This is a genomic window from Pseudomonas sp. GW821-FHT04D07 (assembly GCF_059420225.1).
Map to the genome: position 1 here is coordinate 63,901 of NZ_JBWKTH010000013.1, position 26,271 is coordinate 90,171.

Sequence of the window (26,271 nt, forward strand, 5' to 3'; positions counted from 1 at the left end):
TGGAGAAGTCATGAGCAACACTGAATTACAGATGACAGACCTGCTGGAAGGCGACGGCAAGACCGTGGTCAAGGGCGCCCTGATCACCACGCACTACCGTGGCACCCTTGAGGATGGCAGCGAGTTCGACTCGTCTTACAGCCGTGGCAAGCCGTTCCAGTGCGTGATTGGCACGGGACGAGTAATCAAGGGCTGGGATATCGGCCTGATGGGCATGAAGGTCGGCGGCAAACGTCGGCTGTTCGTGCCAGCGCACCTGGCCTACGGTGAGCGCGGCATGGGCTCGCGCGTGGCCGCTGGCGCCGACCTGAGTTTTGAAATCGAACTACTGGAAGTACTGACGCGGGACGATTGAGCACGCCTGCGACTATCCTTGGCTTCGATCACGGCGATTCGTACTGGGGCAAACGCCCATCATCGCCGTGTCCCTCAGCCCCCCCCGACCTACTCGGGTTCAACCCGGAATGGTCAGGCCCTTGATCACCGCCGGGCGCGCCACGAACTGCTCCAGAGCGCGGAGCACATGGGGGAAGTCTTTGATCCCCACCAGGTCGCCAGCTTCGTAGAAACCGATCAGATTGCGGATCCACGGGAAGGTGGCGATATCGGCGATGCTGTAGTCGTCGCCCATGATCCAGCGGCGGCTTTCCAGACGTTGGTCCAATACCCCCAGCAGACGCTTGCTCTCGGCGACGTAACGGTCACGCGGGCGCTTGTCCTCGTAGTCCTTGCCGGCGAATTTATTGAAGAAGCCGAGCTGGCCGAACATCGGCCCGATACCGCCCATCTGGAACATCACCCACTGGATGGTTTCATAGCGCCGCGCCAGGTCCTTGGACATGAAGCGCCCAGTCTTCTCGGCGAGGTAGATCAGGATCGCCCCGGACTCGAACAACGGCAGCGGCTGGCCGTCGGGACCATTGGGATCAATGATGGCTGGAATCTTGTTGTTGGGGTTCAACGCCATGAATTCCGGTGTCAGTTGATCGTTGGTAGAGAAACTGACCAGGTGCGCTTCATACGGCAGGCCCAGCTCTTCAAGCAGGATCGAGACCTTGACGCCGTTGGGCGTAGGCAACGAATAGAGCTGGAGACGGTCAGGATGTTGTGCAGGCCATTTATGCGTGATGGTGAACTCGGAAAGATCAGTCATGGAAAGCTTCCAACAAGCGGTAGGGAATGCGGCAACGGGTCACGACCTTCCACCCGTCCGGGCGCTGATTATAGGCACAGCCGGTGGCCGTGCCTGTAGCGTCGACCATGACATTTTTTGCGGCATCAGCCGTTAATCACTGAAATAGAGAGGGCGTCATGAATCTGAAAATCCTCAGTCGGCCATTGCTGGCAGCAGCGTTCTTGACTGTGGTGGGTTGCGCCACGCCCACCGTGGTGACCTTGCAGAACGGTACCCAGTACCTGACCAGGGACACACCCAAAACCCACTCCGCCGATGGTTTTTATGAGTTCAAGGATATTTCCGGCAAAGAGGTGCGGGTCAAGGCGTCCGATGTGGCGACGGTGAAGCCGAAGGATTGACCTCGAGCACTGGGTTTGTTCGTAGATATCGGGTGGCCTTGAGGGCCTCTTCGCGGCGATGCGGCGACCCGACAAGCTCCGCTCCCACATTAGATTTGCGCCGGGCACAAGATTCAGGTCCGACGCGGACATTGTGGGAGCGGAGCTTGCCCGCGAAGAGGCCGGCCCAGGCACCCCATTATCCAGACCTCAGCGAAAATCCCGACTGCGTACGGTGATCTCCGCCAACATCGAGCCCAGGTCGCTCAGGCGTCCGGCAATCACATGCCGTACGTCGCCTTCGGTTTCCAGGCGTCCGTCCACTTTCAGCAACTGCGCGCCCACCAGCACCTGCCGTTGCCGCTCGGCCAGGTCGCGCCAGACCACCACATTGACGTTGCCGAACTCGTCCTCAAGGGTGACAAAGGTCACCCCGCTGGCCGTGCCCGGCCTCTGGCGCCCGGTGACCAAGCCGACAATACTCACCGGCCGCCCGTGTTCGACCTCCAGCAGCTCCCGCGAACTGCGACAGCGTAAAGCCTTCAATTGCTCGCGCAACAACGCCAACGGGTGCGGCCCCAAGGTCGTGCCGAGGCTGGCGTAGTCCGCTTGCAGGTCCTCGCCGACACTCGGGCGTGGCAAGGTCACCGGAGCTTCGGCTGCCCTCGATAACCCGGCGAACAGCCCAAGCTGTGCCTCGACCCCGGCCACTTCCCAACGCGCCTGATAACGGTCACCCGCCAGGCCCTGCAAGGCACCGGCATCGGCCAGCAGCTCCTGGGCCCGGGTATCCAGCCGGGCCCGCTCGCCGAGGTCGGCGATATCCTCGAAGGCCCCGGCCCGGCGTGCCGCTTCGATCCGCCGCGCATCCTCCTCATGCAACCCACGAATCATCCGCAAACCCAGGCGCAGCGCCGGCTGCGGCTCATCGGTCGGCTCCAGGCTGCAATCCCAAGCACTGGCCCGCACATCCACCGGGCGGATCTGCAAGTGATGACGCCGAGCATCCTGGAGGATCTGGTCCGGGCTGTAGAAGCCCATCGGCCAGCTGTTGATCAGCGCACAGGCGAACGCCGCCGGCTCATGGCACTTCAACCAGCAACTGGCGTAGGTCAGCAAGGCAAAGCTGGCGGCATGGGATTCGGGAAAACCATAACTGCCGAAGCCCTTGATCTGCTCGAAGATCTGCGCGGCGAACTCTGGCGCATAGCCGTTTTTCGCCATGCCCTCGGCCAGCCGCAGGCGGTGCGGCTCAAGCCCGCCATGGCGCTTCCAGGCAGCCATGGAGCGGCGCAACTGATCGGCTTCGCCCGGGGTGTAGTCCGCCGCCACCACCGCAATCTGCATGACCTGCTCCTGAAACAGCGGCACTCCGAGGGTGCGTTTCAGGACCGCTTCCAGTTCCGCCGACGGATAGGTCTCGGGCTCCTCCTTGTTCCTCCGGCGCAGATACGGATGCACCATGCCACCCTGGATCGGCCCCGGCCGGACAATCGCCACTTCGATCACCAGGTCATAGAAATTCTTCGGTTTGAGCCGTGGCAGCATCGACATCTGCGCCCGCGATTCAATCTGGAACACACCAATGGTGTCGGCCCGGCCGATCATCGCGTAAGTCGCTTGATCGTCCGGCGGCAGGCTCGCCAGGGTCCAGCGCGGCCCGCCGCGATAGTGCTGCACCAGGTCGAAACAACGGCGCAGCGCGCTGAGCATGCCCAGGGCCAGGACATCGACCTTGAGCAAGCCGACCTTGTCCAGGTCGTCCTTGTCCCACTGGATGATGGTGCGCTCGGCCATGGCGGCGTTCTCCACCGGGACCAGGCTGTCCAGCGGCTGCTCGGAAATCACGAAACCGCCCGGATGCTGGGACAGGTGCCGGGGAAAACCGATCAGTTGCCGGGTCAGGCCGAGCACCCGGCGCAGCACCGGGCTGTCGGGATCGAAGCCGCTTTCGCGCAGGCGCTCCGGCGCCGGCGGCTCATCGCTCCAGTGGCCACAGGCGTCGGCCAGGGCATTGATCTGATCCGGCGGCAGGCCCAACGCCTTGGCCACATCCCGCACCGCCCCCGCGCCATGATAGGTGCTGACCACCGCCGTCAACGCCGCCCGGTTCCGGCCGTACCGCTGGAATACGTATTGCAGCACCTCTTCGCGACGATCGTGTTCGAAGTCGACATCGATATCGGGCGGTTCGTTGCGCTCGCGGGAGAGGAAGCGCTCGAACAGCATGTTGGTGCGATCCGGGTTCAGCTCGGTGACGCCCAGGGCATAACACACCACCGAATTCGCCGCCGAACCGCGACCCTGACAGAGAATACCCTGCTCGCGGGCGAAGCGAACGATATCCTGCACTGTCAGGAAATAACTGTCGTAGTCCAGCTCGGCGATCAGTTTCAGTTCTTTTTCGATAAGGTCCCGAACCCGGATGTTGATCCCTTCCGGCCAACGTCGACGAATCCCCTCTTCCGTCAGGTGGCGTAGCCAGGACGTCGGGGTCTGCCCTTGCGGCACCAGCTCACGGGGATACTGGTAACGCAACTGGCCGAGGTCGAAGGTACAGCGCCGGGCAATGACCTGGGTCTCGGCCAGCAAGGCCTCCGGATAAATCCCGCGCAAGGCCTCGAGGCTGCGCAGATGCCGCTCGCCATTGGCATGCAGCTGCTGCCCGGCATCGGCCACCCGGGTGTGCAGGCGAATGGCGGTCATGGTGTCTTGCAAGGCACGCCGGGCCCGCACATGCATATGCACATCGCCGCAGGCCACGGCGGGAATCGCCAGTTCGGCGGCCAGGGCCAGCAAACGCGCCAAACGCCGCTTATCATCCTGGCCACAATGCAGCTCCACCGCCAGCCACAGGCACTCGGGAAAACGCTCGCGCAACCAGCGGCCATCGGCATCGGCAATGTTCTGCTCAGGTAGCCACAACGCCAGCAACCCTGGCAGCGCCTGCTCGAAGTCCGCCCGCAGCACTTGATAACAGCCTTTTTCCGCACGACGCCGGGCCTGGGTGATCAATCGGCAAAGGGCCTGGTAGCCCGCCAGGTTTTCCACCAGCAGTACCAACCTGGGCCCACTCTCGATCTGCATTTCACTGCCGATGATCAGCGCCAGGCCACTCTCCTGCGCGGCCTGCCAGGCCCGGACAATCCCTGCCAGGGTGCACTCGTCGGTAATCGCCAGGGCTTGATAGCCCTGTTCCCTGGCCCGCTCGAACAATTCCTGGGCGCTGGAAGCCCCGCGCTGGAAACTGAAGTTCGACAGGCAATGCAGCTCGGCGTATTCGCCACTCATGCGAACCAGCCCTGCAGCAGCAACGGGCCGCTTTCCCCCACCGTGCGATAAGCCCAGGCCTGTCGGCCGGCGCGGGTCTCGACCAGGTAATAGTCGCGACGCACGTCCGCGCCGTCCCACCAACCCGACTCGATCCGCTCCGGCCCCAGCAGGACCCGCGCCGCCTGTTCGGGCAGTGGCAACGGCACCTTGAGCAGCCAACCGGGACGCAACGGACCGGCGGCGGCCAGCGGCTCGGGTGTGCTCGCCGGAAGCGGCTGCCAGGCGCATTCGGGGCGGTGATCGGCCTGGAAGCGCAAGCCCTGCACCGCGTCATCCCCCAACCGGGCACGCAAGCGTTCGCGCAATTGCTCCCAGGGCAAGGACTGTTGCGGACGTTCGTCGAACAATTCACGGTGCTGCGGGACAAAGGCTGGCAGGTCCTCGGCTTCCAGGCGAAAGCCGCGCACCGCCGCCTCGACCTGGACCTGCTCCAGTCGCCCACGGGCCAGTTCGAAAAGCATCGCCGGATCACGCTCGGCACTCAACAGGCCGACCTGGATCCGCGTCTCCGCGACCCCGGCATGTTCCAGAATCAGCTCGAAACGCTGCACACCGCTGTCACGCCCACAGAGAAACGCCGACAAGTCCCCGGTCAGACGCCGCAAGGGAAACAGCAAGGCCTGATTCGAGGTCACGTCGAAATTCAGCTCGATCCGCGCCGCGAAGCGATCCGGCGGCAGATAGAACGCCAGGGCCAACGGCCGCTCGCCGAGCAGGCTGTCGAGGTGCTTGAGCAACGACGCCTCGAAGCGCCGCGCCAGGCTATGCCGAGGCAAGGCCAGCACTGGCTCCAGGGTCCGCAGGCCCATGCGCGACAAGGCCGTGGCCGCGTCTTTTTCCAACCCGACCCGGTCGATCGGCATCTGCCCCAGGGCCTGGCGCAAGGCCCCGTTGTCCGCCAGGGCCAGGCCATCATAGGCATTGGCCAGGACCCGCGCCGCCGCCGGATTGGGCGCGACAACGATCCGGTGACGAAAGCCCAGACCGGTCAGTTCTTCGCGCAAGCGCGCTTCCAATTGCGCCCAGGGTCCGAACAGGCCCAGGCTGGACTCGATCTCGAACAGCAAGGCCCGCGGATAACGCAGGCTGACCTGGGAGCTGAAGCGGTAGGCCCAGGCGGCGAGAAACTGCTGCCATTGCTCGATTTCGGCGGGATCGTATTCGGCGCTGGCAAAGGCCTTGGTCAAGGCATGGGCGGCGGTCAGCGATTGCCCGGGACGCAGGCCCAAGGCCCGGGCCGCAGCGTTCACCGCCTGCACCATCCGACGTTGCGGCGAGCCCGTCAGCAGCGCCAGCGGTGCTTCAGGTTCAGGGGTTCGACGCAGCACCCCATCCAGTGCCAATTGCGGAAAAACAATACAGACCCAACGCATACCCGCCTCAATGCCCGCTGCTGAAGGCAATCGGTGCCGAATGAGCCAACCCGCCGCGGCACTTGAGCACTCGCAGCTGCGCGGGCCGACCCTCGACGGCAATCCGCAGGGCCGCCGGCGACGGATTGATCGCCTCCGCCAACGAGCGGTAGGCGAAGGCCAGGGTCTGGCCGCTTTCCGCCGCCACCTGCAAGCGCCGCAAGGCCCGGTCATCGGCCTGCTGCGGCCAGCACAGGACCGCGCCGCAACTGCCGGAGCGCAGGCATTGTTCGGCCGCCCACAAGGCATCGCGCGGCGGCGCCTGGATCACCGCCAACTGCCGCAGGTCCACCCCCGCGCGCAACCACGCCTGGGGATAAGGCACATGGGGCGGCGCCACCAGGACGATCCGCTCACCCCGGGCCGACAACCGCGCCAGGGTCGGCCAGACCAGTTGCAACTCGCCGCCCCCCTCCCCGGCGATGAGGATTTCCGTCAGCGCTGCCGGCGGCCAGCCACCACCGGGCAAGGCGGCGTCGAGGCTCGCATGGCCGCTGGGCTGGCGATCGGACTGCGACTCGGCCAGCGACGCGACCGCGCGACCTTTCCACACCCGGCGCTCGTCAAGCAGCGAGTCCAAGGCGACGACGGCGCCCCTCATGCCGGCCGCACCAGGCCGCAGAACACACCTTCGATGGTCAACTCCTGATGCTCGGGATCGACAACGATAGGCTCATAGGCCGGGTTGCGCGGCAATAGGCGGATGCCCGTGGTCGTACGTTCGAAGCGCTTGATGGTGACCTCACCCTCCAGCCGGGCCACGACGATCTGACCGTTGCGCACCTCGCCCGTGCGGCGTACCGCCACCAGGTCACCGTCGAGAATGCCATCGCCGATCATCGAGTCGCCCTGCACCTGCAGCAGGTAATCCGGGGCGCGGGAAAACAGCGCCGGGTCGAGCAACAAGCGGCGATGCTCCTGGGCATCGACATCGATCGGCCGGCCCGCCGCCACCCGACCCAACAGCGGGATATCCAGCAACTCGGCCCGCGGGGCTTGATCGAGCAGGCGAATGCCCCGCGCCTGATGGGCGTTGACTTCGATAAAACCGCCCTCGGCCAAGGCCACCACGTGCTTGCGCGCCACGCTGCGGGAGGCGAAACCAAAGGCCTCGGCGATCTCGGCAAGGCTCGGGGGCTGGCCCTTACGCACGATACGCTCGCGGATAAAGGTCAGGATGGCGGAACGGCGGGGGGTTAAAGTCGTCATGGAGTACATTTGTACTCCTGTCGGATTTTCCTGACAAGAGCCGCCAGTCGAGACACGGCTTGCACAACACAGTCCTGTGAAAACGCATGAACAGGCCCAAACAGCAGAATAGACACACTGCTTATATGTACGAACAAAACCACAGAACTATCTCACTCATAAATTATTGCAAACTTTTCCTACAGCGATCACTAATATCACTCTCGGCCCGCCTTATTTAAACCTTCAGAAAATCAATAACTGCATATTGAAAAATGCAATCATCTTGCTATATTCACTCGGGCACCCACCCCATTGAAAACAGCCCCTTGGCCTGCTTTGCCCTGCGTTATTAAAATCTTCAACCGTTATCTGGAGATCGCCATGCCCCCTTTCCATACCTGCCATCAGCAACGTCTCGCCGCTATTCTGAACCGAGCAATAAGGGACCCATCATTTGCCGCACAGTTGCAGATGAATCCAAGCCACGCTGGCAAGAACCTGGACATGACCCTGCGGATCGACGAGGTGGTGGCGCTCAAGAGTCTGGACCTGGCCCAGTTGGTGCTGGCCGCGAAAGCCCTGCATAGCCCTCTGACGGCTCGCGCCAACTTCGACCCACAACAGGTTCGAACCGATTAAGCCGGCGGGAACCTCCGAGATATATCGCCAGGATGACGATCATGAAGTGCTTGTTACACCCCATTGAATAAAACTTCCAACGAGCGGCCACTGACGCTTGTCGCTGCCCGAATGTTGCCAACACTTTAAATTCCAACATCGCTTTTTCTTGAAGGCGGGTTATTGCGCGCTCGTTATTCATCAAGTTATATCCCAAGGACACCGACATGACCACCCGACTGCAATCCCCGCTCGACGAACTTTTCCAGTGCAACACATTTTTACCCGATGCCACTCCGGACCGCTTTCACCGTTTACTCGATCGGCTCAGCCAACAGCGCTACAGCACCTTCGCCGCGCTCTATGCCGAATGCTTCCAGCGTTTCGAGGGCAGCGCCAGGCTCAATCCGTTTTTCTCCAGTGCGACGCACCTGATCCTGCTGCCGGTCGCCCAGCGGCGCCTGATCATCAACGACCCGGTGTTCCAGATCTGGATGAGCCTGGCGTTTCAGCATGCCAACGCGGTACTGAGCAAACCGGTGGACGACAGCACCGCCCTGCAGGACATGCTCCTGGGGTTGCCGGCGGTACTGCAACGCATCACCCAGACAGCGGTCGATCACCAGTACTCGAACCATCCGCCGATCCGGCGCTTCAATGTCGATCCGCTGATCGCCGCCGCGACACCGCCCAGCTATGAGTTCCCTGAAGACGAAAGCACCCGCAAGCACCTGGAGCGCAACGGTTACTCCATCCACTTCTTCCGCGACGTGGTCAGCGTCGCCTTGTCGCGTATCGCCAATACCTGGCCGGCCTGCTACGAGCAGTTCCGGCACCTGGTCAAGCTGATCTGCTACCTGCCCGACGGCACCTTCCGCAGCTGCTCGGCGGCGCGCTACACCGGTGCCATCCTGCTCTCGGCCAAGGACCACTCGATCCTCGATATCGAAGAGTCACTGATCCATGAGACCACTCATCAACTGCTGTACAGCCTGGTCGAAGTCTGCCCGCTCATCGATGAACAACGCGCCGAGGAACGCCTGTTCAACCTGCCCGGGTCCGGCCTGCCGCGCGATCTCCATGGTTATGTCCATGCGTTCTTCGCCGCGCTCGCCCAGGTCAAATACCTTGAGCGCGTGCGTCAGCGCCCGGCCGTGGAAATGCAACGGGCCGAAGAGCGGATGCTGAGTATCCTGCGCGGTCTGTTCAAGGCCCTGCCGGAGCTTGAAGCCTGCGACGCGTTCACTCCCCGTGGCCGGACCTTCATGGACAATCTCGCCCAAGAGGTGCATGCCCTGCACAATCGCCATACCGGCCTGCTGAGCCGGCCGATTGCGCCGGCGGACAGTACGCCAGCCATGGGCATGTCCGTGTAGAAGCCGGCGTTGGCGGGTGGCCTGGTTGGGATCGAGCCGCCCGCCCAGTTGTGCGATACCCGGCTGCCACAGCATTAATTACCGCACTCGGTCTTCGGCTGGCGCGTTGAATGACGGTCCTCACGCCACGACAAGGACCTCCAGCATGAGCCCCCCGATCTTCTCGAGCGATCCCCCCGCCAGCGCCGCCACGTCGGTGTCACTGGAACACGCCATCGAGCATTTTCTCGGCGACCTGCCCGCCGAGACCGCCCGACGCATTCGTCTGGCCAGCGGTATCGACACTCCCGCCTTGCGCGCCCTCTACAGCGAATCCCGGCAGGTGCCAGCGCTGCTGCTGGACACCCGCCTGCGCTTCGACCTGGAGCAGGAGATACAGGACTTCATCGACGCGCTGCGCCTTGAGTCCCCTTCCGTATCCGAGGTGACAACCCTGTCCTGGCAGTTGCAACTGCTCGGCCTGGAACTGCTCTGGCCGGCGACGAGTGTGTTGCACGTGTACGATCCGCCCGATAATTCGGCGGCGGCCGAGTACGGTCCTGACCTCTCGCCCAGCCTGCCAAGGGTGCGTGTCAACCGGGCCCGGGTGCTCGATGGCAACCTGTGGCGCAGCGTCCTGCAACACCTGAATCCGACACAGAGCGCGTCACTGCTGGGCGGGCGGTACCCCACCCTCGATAGCCAGTTATCGGCGCTCAAGCACAAGGCCGCTCTTGTACTGTCCTCTCACCGCGAGGACCTGTTCGATAACCTCCATGCCTTCCGGCAGCAATCCCACGATCCGCTGGTGAATCTGCTGCGTAGCCGAATCCCCCGGCTGTCCCGGGCGGCGGCCGAAGAACTGCTCGCCAACTCGAGCGAGCATGACCGGCAGTCACTGGCATTGTCCGAGGGCGAACCGAGCGAGGGCCAGGAGCGCGATGCCCACTGGTATCTGCAGGAGGAGCGTCTCAGCCTGGCCTATGAGGGCCTGTTCCTGGAGAGCCGGCAGCGCAACGACGATACCTGCCGGCTGCTGCTGCACAGCCTTGCCACCTTGCCGGGCTGGCCATCGAGCGGCGTGCGCCTGGAACTGCGCGACCACGCGCCGGACGGCCCGTTGCTGGCTGGCGCCGGCGAGCAGCACGCAGAACAGACCCACCTCATCCTGCGCCGCAACGGCAGCTTCACCCTGCATGCCGCCGCAGGGCCGGAGCAGAAGCCAGAAGCCGATCTACCCGCGGTCCTCGCAACCCTGCCCGGCACCCTGCGCAACCGCCTCGGCCTGACGGACCGCCAGGCCATCCAGCACCTGCTACGCCAACACCCTCCTCTTTCACGCGCCCACCTGGGCGCCTTGCTAGGACTCTCACCCTTGGAACCCTCACAACGTCTTTCCGATGGCAACGGCTACCAACAGAATCCACCCACCAGCTTCGCCGCCCCCGACCCACTCGCCCAGAGCCAGCGGGACGCCTTCGATGATCTGGCTGCCACCAATGAACGCACGCTGTTGCTGGTGCGCCAGCAGCCCAACTTCCATTGGTTCGCCGGCCTGCTCTTGAGCCGGCAACTGGCCCGTGACTTTCCCCAGGCCGCCTCGAAAAATCCCGATGCGATCTTCCTCAATACTTACGAGGAGACCCGCTACTGGCCCCTGTCGGACAGCGGTGAACGCGCAGAGCAGGTGCGCTATCGCGGTGTCAGGCAGTCGCAGACGCTGACGGAGGTCTTTGCCGAGCATCTGGCCGGCAATACCCAAACGTTCGACCCGGCCACCAGCGGCTTCTACGCCAGCGCCACCGCCGCCTATAACGAACAGCAACTGAGCGGCCTGGATCTCGGGCGCTTCAGCAAAACCCTGGAGGATGCCGGCCTTGGCTTCGACACGCGCTTTACCGAACAACTGGAGAGTTTCTGGGCCAGCGCCGCACCACTGCTGCGGGAAAACCTGCGCACGCAGATCCGCCTGGAAGCGCAATTGCGCGAGCTGGACCTGAGCCTGGATAAAAGCCATCGGGAGGATCTGGAGCGAGTTCTGGAACACCCCACTCATGCCCGGCGCCAGGAAAAATTCCCCGCGCAAGGACCGATCCACGTCTACCGGATCGCCCTGCAACCGTCCGACCTGTTCCTCGAAGGCTGCCTGGTCATCACCCGCAGTCCCGATGAAGACACCTACAAACTACCGGTGTTGTTCTATCAGATCGGCCGTGGCCTGGAGCCGTTCGCTTCATTGCAGGCTCTGAAGAGGAATCTGACCGAGCGCCTCGATGACGAGGTCGAGCGCGGATCGCTGCTCGACCTGCTGCCGCAGCGGCAGCGCACCTGGAACCCCGCGAACGCCCCCGACCGCACGGCACCGTTCAGCTACCGGCTCGAACCGGGCGATCCCTTCCAACGGCTGGTGGACGGCTTGTTCGCCAAGCAAAAAGAGGACTTCGCCGATGCCTGGCGCTTCGCCAGAGGCGCTCCGGGCCTGTACAACGACGTCGGCGAATTCGCCCGACAACTGGACGGTGCCGTCAGCCTGGCCAGGCTGCTGGATATCCTCCCCGTCCTCAGTCGGCGCAATCGCGACCTGATGTTCAGTGACCTGTTGAACCGAATCAGGAATATCAGCCTGGACGAACAGACCCGACTCGTCACCTTGTGGCGACCCACCCTGAAAACCGATCCGATCCCCGCGTCGCTCAGTGAGCTGCCAGCCCTCAAGGCTTACGCAACCAGTCTGCTCAAGTCCCATCTGCAACAGCGCTATCCCCAGGTCCCGCTCGACCCTGACAGCATCGAGGTGCATGTCACCCAAACCAACATCTACCCGAGCCCGGCCTGGCAAAGCCAACCGCCGACCACCAAGGAACACCGCCGCAGCCTGTCGTTGACGGCCCTGGCGCTGGAGAACATCAAGGGCGTGCGCCTCGGCGAAACAGTCAACTTCAAGGCCGAAATCAGCACGCCGACAGGGACCGCGCTGCGCCTGTCGGACGCCGACGTGCGGGCTATCGTCAAGGACGTGGACGCACCAGGCCAGTACCAGACGCTGCTCAAGCAAAAATTGCTGGGCCCGGACCAGGCGGCGCTGCGCACGGCCTGGATCGAAGGCGAACGGGCGCGGATGAAGCTGCATGCCTATGTCGCACGCCTGAGCGGGGACTTTCTCGACGCCAGGGACAGCGCCCCGGAACGAGGCTACAGGCGCATCGAACATCTGCTCAAGCACTCGGCGGTACACGGTCGTCCGCTGCTGGACGGTTACAAGGTAAACGCCAACTACCTGATGCTCGGCGGCACGGGGCAGGCACGCAACGGTGTGAGTATCGACGAGGTGCTGGTCATCAGCACCGACGATCCATCCGGCACGCTGCTGTTCTACACGCCGCAGGGCCCCGATGGTAAAACCTGGCGCGAGCTGGCGAACAAAGCGGCCATCGAAGCGTTGCTGCTCGAACCAGACTGGAAGAGCTACTGCATCACACGAGCGGCCCGGAACGAACAGTGGGACCCGGCCCAGTTGTTCGCGCGCCAAGCCCCGCTGGTACGTTACTTTCCTATCGAAGGCGACCTGTTCAGCACACTGTACGAGGCCAGGGTCAAGCACCTGATCGCCAGCGTGGAATACTTCGGGGCCAGCAACCAACGGGTGGACAGTGAAACGGTCTGGTACTGGATCAACGTGAGTTTGCGCATCGCCATCGAGCTCATCCTCGGCATCGCCCCCTTGCCGCTCAGCCTGCCGGCCTACCTGTTGCGTGGTCTGTACGGCCTGGCCAACTTCAACCAGGCCCTTATCCATGGCCATTATCAAGAGGCCACGGACGCGCTGCTCCAGACGCTCCTCGACGCCGCGGGCATCTTGCCGTTGCAGGCGTTCAAGCCTCTGTTGCGCCAGATCCGCCCCTTGCCCAGCGGGAAGACTTCCCGCCTGATCAAAACCTACCGGCTGCGCCACGACGGCAGCCGGCAACCGCTGCTGAGCGCCGAGCCTTCGTCGGCGACATCACTCAGGTCCATGGCCGCGGATCTGCGTGAGTTTGAAATCAAAACACCGCCGGAACTGAACTATCTGCGCGACGGCCTGTTCATCGACCGCACGCCGCGCATGGAGCAGTACGTGAAACTGGAAGGCAAGTGGTACCGCACCGGCTCCCGGGCCGGCAAGCGCTACATACTCAGGGAGAACAACTGGGCGGAAGACATTGAGCTCGTGCGCGAGGGCAAAGGTTGGCGGCCCCTGCCCAGGATTCGCGGGCTGGGCGGCGCGCCCGAACCGGTCGGCACCGCGCGCTATGAGATCCCCGCCGCCCAACGGGGCGCGATCGAAGAGCTGATTCGCACGACCAGCAGAAGGCTTGACCCCCACTGGTATACCCCGAATGCTACAGCACTGGAGCGCCAGGCCGCCTCTAAAGTGTTCTCACACTCACAACGGTTGCTTGAAGACAGCCAAAATTTCTTCGCCGAAAACCCGGCCCCCGTGGCCAGAACACTGGCGCCCGACCTGCTGGACGCCGGGCTGGCGACACAACTGATCGAACGTGGCTACCAGACCGGAAACGGTATCGTCCTCGGTGCGCCCTACCACGCCAAGGGCGGTCGCAAGTTCCTGATCGACAACATGCGTTCGCTCGCCGTGGAACACCAGGCCAAGACCCTGTACATGGAAAACCTCCTGACGGACTTCGATCAGGTTCACCTCAATGACTTCCATCGTACCGGTGTCATGCCCCAGCGTCTGAGGAACGTACTGACAGAGCAAGATATCGCTCAGGGCATCGACCCGCACGGCCCCCATTCATTGTATGAGGTGATTGGCAGCGCACAACGCAATGGCATTCGCGTCCAGGCGCTCGACTGTGCCACGAGCTACCGCCAGGGCGTGCGCCACTACAACCCGAGTCGGATCAGAGCCCTGAAATACTACGCCCGGCAAGTCATCAAGGCAGACCAACTGCAACAAGGCCCGCATCGCTGGATTGCCCTGACCCAGGATTCACATGCCAGCGCCGTGCTTGGCGAGCCGGGCCTCGCCGACCTGTTGGAGGCCGTCAACCTGCGGACCGTCGATGTCGGTGGGCACCCCTCGCCGCTGCGCGTCCTGCGGGACCCGGGAGAGTTCACCCAAGGCAAATATGCACAGGATATTCAACTCGTGCGGGCCGATGCGAAAGTGGAAGTGAACGTGGCGCCCCAGGCCCTGCCACATGTACCGAAGCCGCACAGGGGGCTGCTGATCCGGCCAGGGGATTTCCTGATCGAACAAAGCGGCGAGCAGTACACCATCGTCTACCGGCCGGTCGATCCCCAGAACCCTGGCCTTTCGTTGGTCACGGCGCAGCAGCCGGTGACACGGAGCCAGCTTGTCGACGGTGCAGGGCGTTCCTACGATGTGTTTCATATCGAGGGCCCCATGAACCTCAATATCGCTGGAATCAAATACAGAAGCATCGACGACCTGATCTGGGTACTCAAGCAAGCCAACATGAGGCAAGTGGTCGAACTCAGCAATGTCACCTACCTGCGCCAGCCCAGGCTTGACACCCATCCGAAACTCAGTCGCGCGGGCATGTTCACTATAGAAAATGCCCCGCAAGGGCCCGTGCTGATCAATCGCTCCCGGGATCGATCCCTGGTCACGACGATCATTCGAACCGACAGGAATACCGGCAAGTTCTATATCGTTCATGAGCGTTGGGGATTCAACCAAGCGCGGCTGTTCGCCAGCTTCGACGAGCTGAGCCAGGCGGTGGTCAAAGAGGTCGGGCTGGTGCGCCTGGTCGAATCCACCAATCTCTGATCCACCCACTTTTGCTTCAAGCCGCCCTTGAGGTCAGGGCGGTGAACAGATAGCCCGCGCCATGGACGGTCATGACCCGTTCCGGCGCGGTCGATCATTCTCGACGATCAGCACGCTCGGCATCACCTTCATTACCTGGCTGATCGTCGTGCCACGAGCGGCCGACTCTCGGGGCGGCCGAACAGCCACCACAGGAGCCTTTGGACAATCAACCAAGCTGATATCGACTATGCCCGCGGCCGTCTTACACCGCCGCGGCTCAATGTCTAGACTCGCTTACCTCACCTGTTCCAGAGCCTTGAAGCCATGCCAACCCACCCTCATGCTGCCCCCGTGATGACCCGCGCCCTGGTGATGTTGTTCGCCTTCTGCTGCGGCGCCATCGTGGCCAATATCTACTACGCCCAGCCAATCATCGAGCTGATCGCTCCGGACCTCGGTATTTCCGCCCACAGCGCCAGCCTGATCGTGTCCCTGACCCAGATCGGCTACGCCCTGGGCCTGTTCTTCCTGGTGCCGCTGGGTGACCTGCTGGAAAACCGCAAGCTGATGATCGGCACCGCGCTGATCGCGGTGCTCAGCCTGGTGGCGGCCGGCCTGGCCCGGCAGCCCGGGGTGTTCCTGGTGGTGTCGCTGCTGATCGGTTTCAGTTCGGTATCGGTGCAAATCCTCATCCCCCTGGCCGCGCACCTGGCCCCTGAAGAATCACGTGGGCGCGTGGTCGGCGGGATCATGGGCGGCCTGCTGCTGGGCATCCTGCTGGCGCGGCCGCTGTCCAGCGTGGTCGCCGACCACTTCGGCTGGCGCACGGTGTTTATCGCCGCCGCCGTGCTGATGCTGTTCATCATGCTGGTGATCCTTACCACCATGCCCAAGCGCCAGCCCAATCACAGCGCTACCTACGGGCAACTGCTCGGGTCGTTGGGGAAGTTGTTTCGTGACCAGCCGGTACTGCGCCAGCGCGCCTGGTACCAGGGCCTGATGTTTGCCACCTTCAGCCTGTTCTGGACCGCCGTGCCGCTGGAGCTGTCGCGGGTCCACGGTCTGTCGCAGTCGGAGATCGCCTTGTTCGCCCTGGTCGGGGCGATGGGTGCCCTCGCCGCTCCGCTGGCCGGTCGACTGGCGGATGCCGGGCATACGCACCGGGCGTCCTGGCTGGCGATGTTGCTGGCGACGCTGAGCTTTGCCCCGGCGCTGATTCATCCGGCCTATAGCGTGATCGGCCTGGCCGTGACCGGTGTGTTGCTGGACTTCGCGGTGCAGATGAACATGGTCCTCGGGCAGCGCTCGGTCTATGCCCTCGACGCCGCCAGCCGCGGTCGCCTGAATGCCTTGTACATGACCAGCATCTTTATCGGCGGCGCCAGCGGCTCGGCCCTGGCCAGCGTGCTGTATGAGCAAGGTGGCTGGCTGGCGATCATGGCGCTGGGCAGTGCCTTGCCGTTGGTGGCACTGTTGAGTTTCCTGAGGGTCGCTAATCGCCAGAAGCGGCCGATGGCGCTGGCATAACGGGTGATTGAGGTCTGCAAGTCTCTCTAGCGACCTCAACGGCCTCTTCGCGGGCAAGCTCCGCTCCCACATTAGATCCAGGGCAACCACAAGTTCTGTGTGCACTGCAAAACCTGTGATTAGATCCGCGGCAACCACAAGTTCTGTGTGCACTGCAAACCCTGTGATTAGATCCGCGGCAACCACAAGTTCTGTGTGCGCTGCAAAACCTGTGATTAGATCCGCGGCAACCACAAGTTCTGTGTGCACTGCAAAACCTGTGGGAGCGGAGCTTGCCCGCGAAGAGGACCTGACAGGCAGCGCAGAATCCCGACAAAGACAACTCGCCCTTGTATGATCTGCGCTTTGCACACCACAGGGCGTGGATCATGACCGCAACGAAAGACCGGGTTCGCATCATCGACAGCACCGTCCTCTCGGACGACTGGTACCTGCTGAAGAAAACCACCTTCGACTTCCTGCGCAGCGACGGTACCTGGCAACGGCAAAGCCGCGAGACCTACGACCGCGGCAATGGCGCGACCATCCTGCTGTTCAATCGGGAAAAACGCAGCGTGGTGCTGACCCGCCAATTCCGCTTTCCGGTGTTCATCAACGGCCACGACGGCATGCTGGTGGAAGCCGCCGCCGGCTTGCTGGAAAACGCCTCGCCCGAGGACCGCATCCGCGCCGAAGCCGAGGAGGAAACCGGCTACCGCGTGCAGAACGTGCAAAAGATCTTCGAAGCCTTCATGAGCCCCGGCTCGGTGACCGAGAAACTGCATTTCTTCCTCGGCGAATACGACGGCGACAGCAAGGTCGGCCACGGTGGCGGCCTGGAAGCCGAGGGCGAGGATCTGGAAGTACTGGAGCTGTCCCTGGACGATGCCCTGCAAGCCGTCCGCCGCGGGGAAATCGTCGATGCCAAGACCATCATGCTCTTGCAGTATGTGGCCTTGAACAACACCCTCGACGCCCCGCGCTGATCCCGCTTCACACCGGCGAGTACGGCAAAGCCCGCTTGTGCGCGGTCCTGGCATAGGCGGCTTCGACGATCGCGCTGACCTGCGCCGACACCGGCTGCCCCAACAGGTAGGCGTCGATCTCGGCATAGGTGCAGCCATAGGCGACCTCGTCCGGCTTGCCCGGCAGCAGCTCTTCCAGATCCGCCGTCGGCGCCTTGTGCACCAGTGGCTCCGGCGCGCCCAGGGCCAAGGCCAGCCGCCGTACCTGGCCCTTGGTCAAGCCGGACAAGGGCGCCAGGTCGCAGGCCCCGTCGCCGAACTTGGTGAAAAAACCCATCAGCGCCTCCGCCGCGTGATCGGTGCCGACCACCAGCCCGTTGACGAAGTTGGCAAGCGCGTACTGGGTCATCATCCGCGCCCGGGCCTTGACATTGCCTTTGACGAAATCCACTTGTGCCGGGGTTGCCTCCAGACCTTCGACGTCGAGGCTGCCCATCAAGCCGTCCACGCAAGCCGAGATATTCGCGCTGCTGATCTGGTCCGGCCGGATAAACGCCAGGGACGCCTGAGCGTCGCTTTCGTCAGCCTGGGTCCGGTACGGCAAGCGCATGGCGATAAAGCGCGCCGTGCCCCCCTCCTCGCGCAACTGCTGCACCGCCAACTGACACAACCGACCGGCCGTCAATGAGTCGACGCCGCCGCTGATCCCGAGCACCAACGCCCGGCAACCGGAGCGCTGCAACAGCGTCTTGATGAAATCGATGCGGCGAGCCAATTCCGCCGTCTCATCGCCCGGTGCCAGTTGCCGGTTCACCCCAAGCGCTGTGGCAATACGATCCTGATTTTCGGTTCCCATCTCACACCTCCAGCTTCTGGTTGAACTCAGTCACGTTGAACACCTGCGCCGCATAGCGCAGGAACGACGGGTCTTCACAAACGTTCTTCACCGGGTCATCGGAAAACTTCACCACCGGTTCGCCATGGACTCGCACCAGCTTCATGACGATACTCAGCGGTTCGACCCCGTCGACATCGCAGGCCAGGCTGGTGCCCATGCCGAAACCGAACCGCGCCTTGCCACGGATATGCCGCAGGATCGGCAGGCACGTCTCGAAGTTCAGGCCATCGGAAAACATCAGGTCCTTGGTCATCGGATCGATTCCCAGCTGCGCATAACGCGCCAGCACCTTGTCGGCCCAGACAATCGGATCGCCCGAGTCCTGGCGCAGGCCGTCGTAGAGCTTGGCGAAATACAGGTCGAAGTCCTTGAGGAAAAAGTCGGTGCTGATGCAATCGGTCAGGGCGATCCCGAGACGCCCGCGGTATTCGCGCACCCAGTTCTCCAGCGCCGCATTCTGGCTTTCGCGCAGGCGGCCGAGTTGCTGGTGGACCATCAGCCATTGGTGGGCCATGGTGCCGATCAGCGGCAGATCGAACTCGTAGGCCAGGTGCGCATTGCTGGTGCCGACGAACACCCCGGGAAAATCACGCCGCATGATATCCACCACCTCACGCTGGGCGCGGAACGACAGGCGCCGGCGGGTTGAGAAGTCCGAGACCCGCAGGTCGGCCAGTTCGTCGCGGCTGAGGTGCTTCTCCAGCCACTCGAACTTCTGGTAGAGCTTGCGGCTGACGTCTTCCAGCGCCACGTCGGGATATTTGTCGCGGTTGCGCAACTCGCTGACCAGGGCCAATACCGGCTGTTCGAACATGATGCAGTGCAACATCGGCCCGCGAACGCGGATGCTCAGTTGGCCGTCGATTTCACCGACCTGGAGGTAGCGCAGGTTGAACCGGAACAGTCCGAGGAACTGCTCGAAATCCGCTGTCAGGTATTCGCGAAAACGCCGGTTGAACAAGAAGCGCAGCTCGCCTTCGCGCATTTGCAGGCCGGCGAGTTTTTCCAGCTCGAGGCGCAGTTCGGGGATCAGGTGCGTGAGTTTTTCCCGGGAACGCACGATGAACTGATACTCCACCTCAACGTTGGGGTACTGGTGCAGCACCGCCTGCATCATGGTGAAGGTGTAGTAGTCGGTATCCAGCAGTCCCTGGATGATGCCGCCTTCGCGGTTGAATGCACTTTCCATGACTTACTCCTTGTGGCTCGCCGCGCGGGCCAGCTGTTCGCGACTGTTGACGACTTCGATACGCGCCTGTTGCAGGTCGTGGACCGCCTGCTGCGCGCCGGCGGCGCTGATGGTGCGGCAAGCCGGCAGGTAGACGATGACCTTGAACCCCGCCCCCGCCAGTTGCAGCGCGGTGGTCTTGACGCAGAAATCCAGGGCCAGGCCACCGACGATCACCTGCCGGACGTGCTGGGCATTCAGGTACTCGATCACCCCCGTGGAGAGTTTGTGCTGGAGGTCGTGGAAGCAGGCGCCATAAGGGTGCAGTGCCGGCTCCACGCCCTTCCAGACGAAATAGTCGTAGTCCTGGGGCGCCGGCAGCTCATCGAGCAGCGTGAAACCTTCGGTGCCGGGTACGCAGTGGCTGACCCAGGTCAGGTCGGCGTGCTCAAGACCCGTGGGCTTGAGCATCTGCTCGTGGGATTCCACCACCCAGGGAGCCTGGGGGCTGTGGGCATCCTTGCTGCCGACGCGGATATCGGCCAGCGAAGCCATGAAGTTCAGCTCGGCACCGATCAGATGGCCGCCCACCACCGGCAGCTCATCCGGACAGAGTGGCGTAAAGCCCTTCTGGGCGTCGACATCGAAAGCGGCGGTCTTGATCATTTGAGCGTTCATGGCGGGTTCTCCCTTTGCGATGAAACAAAGGTACATGTCATGTACTTTCAAGGCAAGCATGATTTCATTCACTGCAATCAAATCAAATAAAATATAGACACATCATGAGAAAGCCACTTGATACATAAGTACATGACGCGTACTTTAAAAGCAAAGGAGACCCATCCATGTACGAGCTCGCAATCTACGGCGGCGCCTTCAATCCCCCTCACGCCGGTCATGCCCAGGTGATGATCGAAGCGTCCCGTCACGCACGCTCGGTGTGGGTGGTGCCGTCCTTCAGGCATCCCCATGGCAAGCGCATGGCCGAGTACGAACAGCGCCTGGGCTGGTTGCAAGCGATCGTCGAACAGGTGCGTCCGACCTGCTCGTCGACGATTTCGGTGTGCCGGATCGAGCAGCAGCTGGCCCGGGACAACGAGACCCCGGTCTACAGTTATGAGCTGCTCTGTGCCCTGGCCGAAATGACTGGTCTGCCCACCCGGCAGATCGCCCTGGTGGTCGGGCATGACGTCGCCGCGCAGCTGCCGGACTTTCATCTGGGCACGCAATTGCTTGAGCGTTTCTCGGTACTTTGCGTGGAAGAACAGGCCGGCGTACGCAGTACATTGCTGCGCGAGCGATTGGCGCAGGGCGAAACATTGCCCGCCCACTGGATGGCACCCGGGATGGATCCGGTAGACTACGGCGTCTATGCCGCACACAGGAATTGATATGCCGGACCGTACCCCCAGCGCGCCGAGGAAAAGCGACTACCTGCACACCGTCGACTTGTGCGTGCTTTTCTACTGCCGTGACAGCCAGGCCCTGCAGATCCTGCTGCACAAACGTGAAGCCGATCCCTTCCAGGGCCATTGGGCCTTGCCGGGTGTGGTGGTCAATGGCGCGGTGGCCGACCTGACGCTGGACGACGCGGTGGAACGCCTGCGTGCCAGCAACAAGGTCAACCTGCCGCTGGCCTGGATCGAACAGGTGGGCACCGTGGGCGATGCCTTTCGCGACCCACGCTGCTGGTCATCCTCGACCTTCTACCTGGCCATTGTCAGTGAAGAGCCAACCCTGAATGAGCAACAGGCCTGGTTCGCCCTCGATAGCGTCGCCGACGCTTCGGTGCGCCTGCCCTTCGATCACAACGCGCTGGTGGCGGCGGCACAGGAGCGACTGTTGTCCAAATCGCTGTACAGCAGCCTGCCGCTGATGTTTCTCGGCGCCGAGTTCAGTGCGCCGGAAGCCACCGCGATCTTCTCCCGGGTGTTGGCGCGCCCGGTGCTCAAGACCAGCACCCGGCAACGCCTGATGAAGATGACCGAAGCCGGCTACCTGCGGGAAACCGGGCGCAAGAAGCAAGGCGACGGCGGCCGACCGCAAGCCACCCTGGAAAATCTCAAACCTGACGCACTTTATCTGTTCGACCGCTGCTTTCTGGAGTAACGCCACGCATGAAGCCCGACACTGAATCCCAATGCCTGCTGCACACGCCCTACTTCGATGTGGTCAAGGAGCGGGGTTATTTCATCATCAAGGAAGCCCAGGTAATCAATGGCGTGGTCGCGGTGCCCGTCCTGCCGGATGGACGCCTGATGCTGGCGGTGCTGCAACGCCGGGCCATCGGTGCCCAATCGATCGAGTTCCCCCGTGGTGCCATCGACAGCGGTGAGACCGCCAGCGATGCCGCCGCTCGCGAGCTCCTGGAAGAGACCGGCTGGCCGGCCCTGAAGATCACGGAACTGGGCCTGCTGCACAGCAATACCTCACTGATCGCCAGCGCGGTTGCTGTCTGCCGGGTGGACATTGACGGCGAAGCGGTGGAAGGCACCGACGGCGAGGTCGACAAGGTGCTGTTCGTCAGCCTGGCACAGCTCAAGGCGATGATTGCCGCGGGCAAGATTACCGACGGGCATACCTTGTCGGCGGCGATGATGCTGATCGCCCATGCAGAAGTTGCAGCCTTGTAGGCCAATGCTCCTCGCCGTCCACCTCCCGATCCACCCGGCATGGTCCAATTCCGCTCAGTAAAGCGAACATTGGCCACTGTAGGAGCGAGCTTGCTCGCGATGGTCGTTAACGATGACACGCGTTTAGCAGGTAAACGCGGTGCTCTTGAGTCCATCGCGAGCAAGCTCGCTCCTACAGGCATTGCGGCATCCTCCCCTGCCAGGACTCCATCATTGCCGTCGATGGTCACCATCGACCCAATGAAGTTCTCTTAAAAATCCAAGCGCGTAACCTTTGCTCCATACCCAACGCATAACACCCGGAGCACACCACCATGAAACGCCAACTCTTTCTCGGCCTCGCTTTCTCGGTACTGGCAGTCAACGCTTTCGCCGCCTCCTCGGCTCAACCCGTGGTCGCCCACACTCAACAAGCAGTGGCTGAAGGCGGCTCTGATCGTCTGATCGACCGTCGCGTTGCCGAAGGTGGTTCTGATCGTTTGATCGACCGCCGCGTTGCTGAAGGTGGATCGGATCGTCTGATCGACCGCCGCGTAGCCGAAGGTGGCTCTGATCGTCTGATCGATCGCCGCGTAGCTGAAGGTGGTTCTGATCGTTTGATCGACCGCCGCGTTGCTGAAGGTGGTTCCGATCGTCTGATCGACCGCCGCGTAGCCGAAGGTGGCTCTGATCGTCTGATCGATCGCCGCGTAGCTGAAGGTGGATCGGATCGTCTGATCGACCGCCGCGTAGCCGAAGGTGGTTCCGATCGTCTGATCGATCGCCGCGTAGCTGAAGGTGGCTCTGATCGTCTGATCGATCGCCGCGTAGCTGAAGGTGGTTCCGATCGCTTGATCCAGAATCGTGCATGAGTCGCTTTACCGCAGCATCCAGCCAAGAGCCCGGCCTTATCAGCCGGGCTTTTTTTGTCCGAATCGTTGGTCGTCAGACTCCGTCGCGGGCAATGTCCATCGCGAAGTAACTCAGGATGATATCCGCCCCGGCACGCTTGATCGCCCCCAGGCTTTCGCGAACGATGCGGTGCTCGTCGATGGCCCCGGCCTGGGCACCGAACTTGATCATCGCGTACTCGCCACTGACCTGATACGCCGCCAGCGGCAGGCGCGACGCTTCGCGGATATCGCGGATGATATCCAGATAGGCACCGGCAGGCTTGACCATCAGCGCATCAGCCCCTTCCTGTTCGTCCAGCAGCGACTCACGCACCGCTTCGCGCCGGTTCATCGGGTTCATCTGGTAAGCCTTGCGGTCGCCCTTGAGCGCCGTGCCGCCGGCCTCGCGGAACGGGCCGTAGAGTGCCGAGGCAAACTTGGTCGAGTAGGCCATGATCGAGGTGTCGAGAAAGCCGGCGGTGTCCAGGGCGCTGCGAATGGCCTGGACCTGACCGTCCATGGCCGCGGACGGTGAGATAAAGTCAGCCCCCGCCTGTGCCGCCACCACGGCCTGGCGCCCGAGGTTTTTCAGGGTGGCATCATTGTCGACCGCGTCGCCATGCAGCACACCGCAGTGACCATGGGAGGTGTACTCGCAGAAACAGGTGTCGGACATCACCACCATTTCCGGCGCCGTGTCCTTGCAGATCCGCACCATGCGTGCGACCAGGCCCTGCTCGTTCCAGGTGTCGCTGCCCGTCGCGTCCAGGTGATGGGACACACCGAAGGTCATCACCGACTTGATGCCGGCGCGGGCGTAACGCTCGATCTCGCTCGCCAGCTTCTTTTCCGGGATCCGCATCACCCCGGGCATGCTGGTGATGGGCACGAAATCGTCGATGCCTTCCTCGACAAAGATCGGCAACACCAGGTCGTTGAGGCTGAACTCGGTTTCCTGGAACAGGCCGCGCAGGCTTTCATTTCTGCGCAGGCGACGCAGGCGCGTCGTCGGAAATATCTGTGACATCGTGTTTCCCGAGGCGGATTCAGAAGCTGCCGAGCTTAGGCCAGTATTGCCCCGCTTTACACCGGTAGATCCAGAAAGGTCTGTTGCGAGGACTGCAACAGTGCAAGCCCCGTGAATTCAGAGGCGAGGATCGTCAAGCGCTTTAAACCAGGACTTATCGGTCACATTTCGGCCATCCAGCCTTTTTTCAATGTTGTAGGAAATCACGATTACGCAATATGTAGTGCTTAAAAATATTCACTACAAAATAGTTGACGCCTGCTTTCGACGCTTGCATGATGGACCTGCCTCCCCGATCGGGAGCGCCGCAAAAGCTGTTGTTACAACAGGCTCGACAAGCCGTCGAGCTGTTCCGGATCTGTACTGCCCACAAGGCAGATTGATGAAGCTGACCTGTCGTGATCGTCCCAACGGGCGAGAAGCACTGGCCTAACGTCCTCAAAATGCTTGTGGCTGACTTCGTTACTGTCGTCAGCGCCGTTCAAGGATCGCGCTGTTGTTTCTTCTCGTTGAAACGTTGTGTGTAGCAGGCTTTCACTCTCGCTACACGAATCACGCCCAGGGCCGGCGCCACACTCGACGGACACCATTGTCCGCGTGCGGCACCACAGCGATTCGCCGTCTTGGCATCGATACACGCGTAAACCAGACAGATTAACGAGTGGTCAAAGGGGCTTTAACATGAATCTGAACAATCAAACGACTATCGATCAACTGGCTGGCCTGTTCGCAGCGCGCAAGGACAGCCTTGACGACCATATTCTCTGGGTCAGCCAGACCGGAGACGTGAAACTCGACCCTCGCTCGCCTTACGCCGACGAGCGCGCCTTCAGCCAGGCCCAGCCCGCGCTGTTCGCCTGCATCAAGATGTACCGCCGGGGCCAGGGCTATGTCGGCAAAAAAGCCGCAGCCGACAAAGACTTCATGGCTCGTGTGCTGCAAACCCTGAAGTCGGAATGGGCCGCTCACCACGCCCTGCCGAAAAGTGCTTAACGACTCGCTGTAACTAAGTCCGTGGGAGCGGTGCTTGCCCGCGAAGAACGATGATGCGGTCTATCTGAAAAACCGCAGCGCCTTCTTCGCGGGCAAGCACCGCTCCCACATTAGGGTATGCGCTTGGCTGTCACTGCCGTGCAAAATCCAGAAGCCTGCTGGATTTGTCCAATTTCCCGCCGCTCCACTCCTCCACACTTGAGCCATGGCCACAGACCACGGCCCGATTCCAACGAGGAGAAATACCATGAGCGACTATGTGTTCGCCCCCCACGCCACCCCATCCCTGGCCGTTGAAGGCGAGTCGGCACGCTTTCCGATTCGCCGGGTGTTCTGCGTCGGCCGCAACTACTCCGAACATGCCCGGGAAATGGGCCACGACCCGGACCGTGAACCACCGTTCTTTTTCATGAAACCCGCCGATGCGGTGGTACCAGCCAGCGGTGTGATCGCCTACCCGCCACTGACCCAGGACCTGCATCACGAAATCGAACTGGTGGTGGCCATTGGTGAAGGCGGTACGGATATCGACCCAGCCAACGCCCTTGCCCACGTCTGGGGCTACGGTGTCGGCCTCGACCTGACCCGCCGGGATATCCAGGCCCAGGCCAAGAAGCTCGGCCGCCCATGGGATTGGGCCAAGGGTTTCGACGAGTCGGCGCCTTGCACGGCCTTGCGTCGGGCCAGCGTGGTGGGGCATCCGCAAAGTGGGGCGATCTGGCTGAAGGTCAACGATGTCGAACGCCAGCGCGGCGATCTGGCGGACCAGATCTGGTCGGTGCCGGATGTGATCAGTCATGTGTCGCGCTCGGTCGAACTCAAGGCCGGCGACCTGATTTTCACTGGTACACCGGCAGGCGTCGGTGCCCTGGTCGCGGGTGATCGGGTCAGCGCGGGGATCGAGGGGATTGCGACGTTCGAGTTGACGATTGGCTAACGCTGACCGGTGGCCGGACAGGCTTAACCTTTGTGGCGATACTGTCCGGCTCTTTTGTGCCGAGCGAGA

At 62.5% G+C, this 26,271-nt stretch carries 22 protein-coding genes; 13 read left to right on the forward strand and 9 right to left on the reverse strand.

The genetic code is table 11. The features are described from left to right. Positions 1-10 precede the first annotated feature (10 nt). On the forward strand, positions 11-355 hold the full coding sequence (locus AC07T0_RS17025) for an FKBP-type peptidyl-prolyl cis-trans isomerase (RefSeq protein ID WP_495002298.1): 345 nt from the start codon (positions 11-13) through the stop codon (positions 353-355). A 99-nt stretch (positions 356-454) separates the two neighbouring features. Here the strand turns inward: AC07T0_RS17025 and AC07T0_RS17030 are convergent, their stop codons facing one another. Next, the gene (locus AC07T0_RS17030; RefSeq protein WP_495002299.1) at positions 455-1,153 is read right to left on the reverse strand and encodes a glutathione S-transferase N-terminal domain-containing protein; all 699 of its coding nucleotides are present in this window, start codon (positions 1,151-1,153) and stop codon (positions 455-457) included. Between the two features lie 158 nt (positions 1,154-1,311). On the opposite strand from AC07T0_RS17030, the gene AC07T0_RS17035 reads away from it, so the two are divergent. Then, positions 1,312-1,536, forward strand: a complete 225-nt coding sequence (locus AC07T0_RS17035) for a YgdI/YgdR family lipoprotein (RefSeq protein WP_495002300.1) — start codon at positions 1,312-1,314, stop codon at positions 1,534-1,536. A 189-nt stretch (positions 1,537-1,725) separates the two neighbouring features. On the opposite strand, the gene AC07T0_RS17040 is transcribed toward AC07T0_RS17035, so the two are convergent. The 4 genes from AC07T0_RS17040 to lexA are packed head-to-tail and all read right to left on the reverse strand — an operon-like array spanning position 1,726 to position 7,478. Beyond that, complete coding sequence (locus tag AC07T0_RS17040; protein ID WP_495002301.1) at positions 1,726-4,806, reverse strand: error-prone DNA polymerase; 3,081 nt, start codon at positions 4,804-4,806, stop codon at positions 1,726-1,728. After that, positions 4,803-6,221 carry a Y-family DNA polymerase gene (locus AC07T0_RS17045; protein WP_495002302.1) on the reverse strand — a complete coding sequence of 473 codons (1,419 nt, stop codon included), beginning with the start codon at positions 6,219-6,221 and terminating at the stop codon, positions 4,803-4,805. The genes AC07T0_RS17040 and AC07T0_RS17045 overlap by 4 nt, the downstream gene beginning before the upstream one ends. Before the next feature lie 7 nt (positions 6,222-6,228). Further along, on the reverse strand, positions 6,229-6,861 hold the full coding sequence (gene imuA, locus AC07T0_RS17050) for a translesion DNA synthesis-associated protein ImuA (protein WP_495002303.1): 633 nt from the start codon (positions 6,859-6,861) through the stop codon (positions 6,229-6,231). Beyond that, positions 6,858-7,478: a transcriptional repressor LexA gene (gene lexA / locus AC07T0_RS17055; protein WP_495002304.1), complete on the reverse strand. Its 621-nt coding sequence runs from the start codon at positions 7,476-7,478 to the stop codon at positions 6,858-6,860. Before lexA ends, imuA begins: the two co-directional genes overlap by 4 nt. A gap of 354 nt (positions 7,479-7,832) precedes the next feature. Here lexA and AC07T0_RS17060 point away from each other — a divergent pair, with 354 nt between their 5' ends. The 5 genes from AC07T0_RS17060 to AC07T0_RS17080 all read left to right on the forward strand — a co-directional run bounded on the left by AC07T0_RS17060 (position 7,833) and on the right by AC07T0_RS17080 (position 17,695). Then, entirely contained in the window at positions 7,833-8,090 is a 258-nt protein-coding gene (locus AC07T0_RS17060) for an Os1348 family NHLP clan protein (RefSeq protein ID WP_495002305.1), read from the forward strand. A 206-nt stretch (positions 8,091-8,296) separates the two neighbouring features. Next, on the forward strand, positions 8,297-9,445 hold the full coding sequence (locus tag AC07T0_RS17065; protein WP_495002306.1) for an aKG-HExxH-type peptide beta-hydroxylase: 1,149 nt from the start codon (positions 8,297-8,299) through the stop codon (positions 9,443-9,445). 145 nt (positions 9,446-9,590) lie between these two features. Next, positions 9,591-15,221, forward strand: coding sequence for a dermonecrotic toxin domain-containing protein (locus AC07T0_RS17070; protein WP_495002307.1), 5,631 nt, complete (start codon positions 9,591-9,593; stop codon positions 15,219-15,221). Between the two features lie 306 nt (positions 15,222-15,527). Then, entirely contained in the window at positions 15,528-16,730 is a 1,203-nt protein-coding gene (locus AC07T0_RS17075; RefSeq protein ID WP_495002308.1) for an MFS transporter, read from the forward strand. Positions 16,731-17,098: 368 nt separating this feature from the next. Beyond that, complete coding sequence (locus tag AC07T0_RS17080) at positions 17,099-17,695, forward strand: NUDIX domain-containing protein (protein ID WP_495002309.1); 597 nt, start codon at positions 17,099-17,101, stop codon at positions 17,693-17,695. A gap of 7 nt (positions 17,696-17,702) precedes the next feature. Here AC07T0_RS17080 and nadE read toward each other — a convergent pair whose 3' ends face one another. From nadE to AC07T0_RS17095, 3 genes are read right to left on the reverse strand one after another with little or no spacing between them, the layout of a single operon-like run. Continuing rightward, positions 17,703-18,530, reverse strand: a complete 828-nt coding sequence (gene nadE / locus AC07T0_RS17085; protein ID WP_495002310.1) for an NAD(+) synthase — start codon at positions 18,528-18,530, stop codon at positions 17,703-17,705. A 1-nt stretch (position 18,531) separates the two neighbouring features. After that, positions 18,532-19,761, reverse strand: a complete 1,230-nt coding sequence (pncB, locus tag AC07T0_RS17090; protein ID WP_495002311.1) for a nicotinate phosphoribosyltransferase — start codon at positions 19,759-19,761, stop codon at positions 18,532-18,534. A 3-nt stretch (positions 19,762-19,764) separates the two neighbouring features. Next, positions 19,765-20,418, reverse strand: coding sequence for an isochorismatase family protein (locus AC07T0_RS17095; RefSeq protein WP_495002312.1), 654 nt, complete (start codon positions 20,416-20,418; stop codon positions 19,765-19,767). A 167-nt stretch (positions 20,419-20,585) separates the two neighbouring features. On the opposite strand from AC07T0_RS17095, the gene AC07T0_RS17100 reads away from it, so the two are divergent. The 4 genes from AC07T0_RS17100 (at position 20,586) to AC07T0_RS17115 (ending at position 23,224) form a co-directional block, all read left to right on the forward strand. After that, complete coding sequence (locus AC07T0_RS17100) at positions 20,586-21,131, forward strand: adenylyltransferase/cytidyltransferase family protein (RefSeq protein WP_495002313.1); 546 nt, start codon at positions 20,586-20,588, stop codon at positions 21,129-21,131. Between the two features lies 1 nt (position 21,132). Continuing rightward, positions 21,133-21,849, forward strand: coding sequence for an NUDIX hydrolase (locus AC07T0_RS17105; protein WP_495002314.1), 717 nt, complete (start codon positions 21,133-21,135; stop codon positions 21,847-21,849). Between the two features lie 8 nt (positions 21,850-21,857). Beyond that, on the forward strand, positions 21,858-22,373 hold the full coding sequence (locus AC07T0_RS17110) for an NUDIX hydrolase (RefSeq protein WP_495002315.1): 516 nt from the start codon (positions 21,858-21,860) through the stop codon (positions 22,371-22,373). 314 nt (positions 22,374-22,687) lie between these two features. Further along, complete coding sequence (locus AC07T0_RS17115; protein WP_248747907.1) at positions 22,688-23,224, forward strand: phage infection protein; 537 nt, start codon at positions 22,688-22,690, stop codon at positions 23,222-23,224. 73 nt (positions 23,225-23,297) lie between these two features. Here AC07T0_RS17115 and hemB read toward each other — a convergent pair whose 3' ends face one another. Further along, a complete protein-coding gene (gene hemB, locus AC07T0_RS17120) occupies positions 23,298-24,272 on the reverse strand; it encodes a porphobilinogen synthase (protein WP_495002316.1) in 975 nt (324 codons plus the stop codon). Positions 24,273-24,953: 681 nt separating this feature from the next. On the opposite strand from hemB, the gene AC07T0_RS17125 reads away from it, so the two are divergent. Both AC07T0_RS17125 and AC07T0_RS17130 read left to right on the forward strand, forming a co-directional pair. Beyond that, a complete protein-coding gene (locus tag AC07T0_RS17125) occupies positions 24,954-25,265 on the forward strand; it encodes a hypothetical protein (protein WP_495002317.1) in 312 nt (103 codons plus the stop codon). A gap of 247 nt (positions 25,266-25,512) precedes the next feature. After that, entirely contained in the window at positions 25,513-26,202 is a 690-nt protein-coding gene (locus tag AC07T0_RS17130) for a fumarylacetoacetate hydrolase family protein (protein WP_495002318.1), read from the forward strand. The last annotated feature ends 69 nt before the right edge of the window (positions 26,203-26,271 follow it).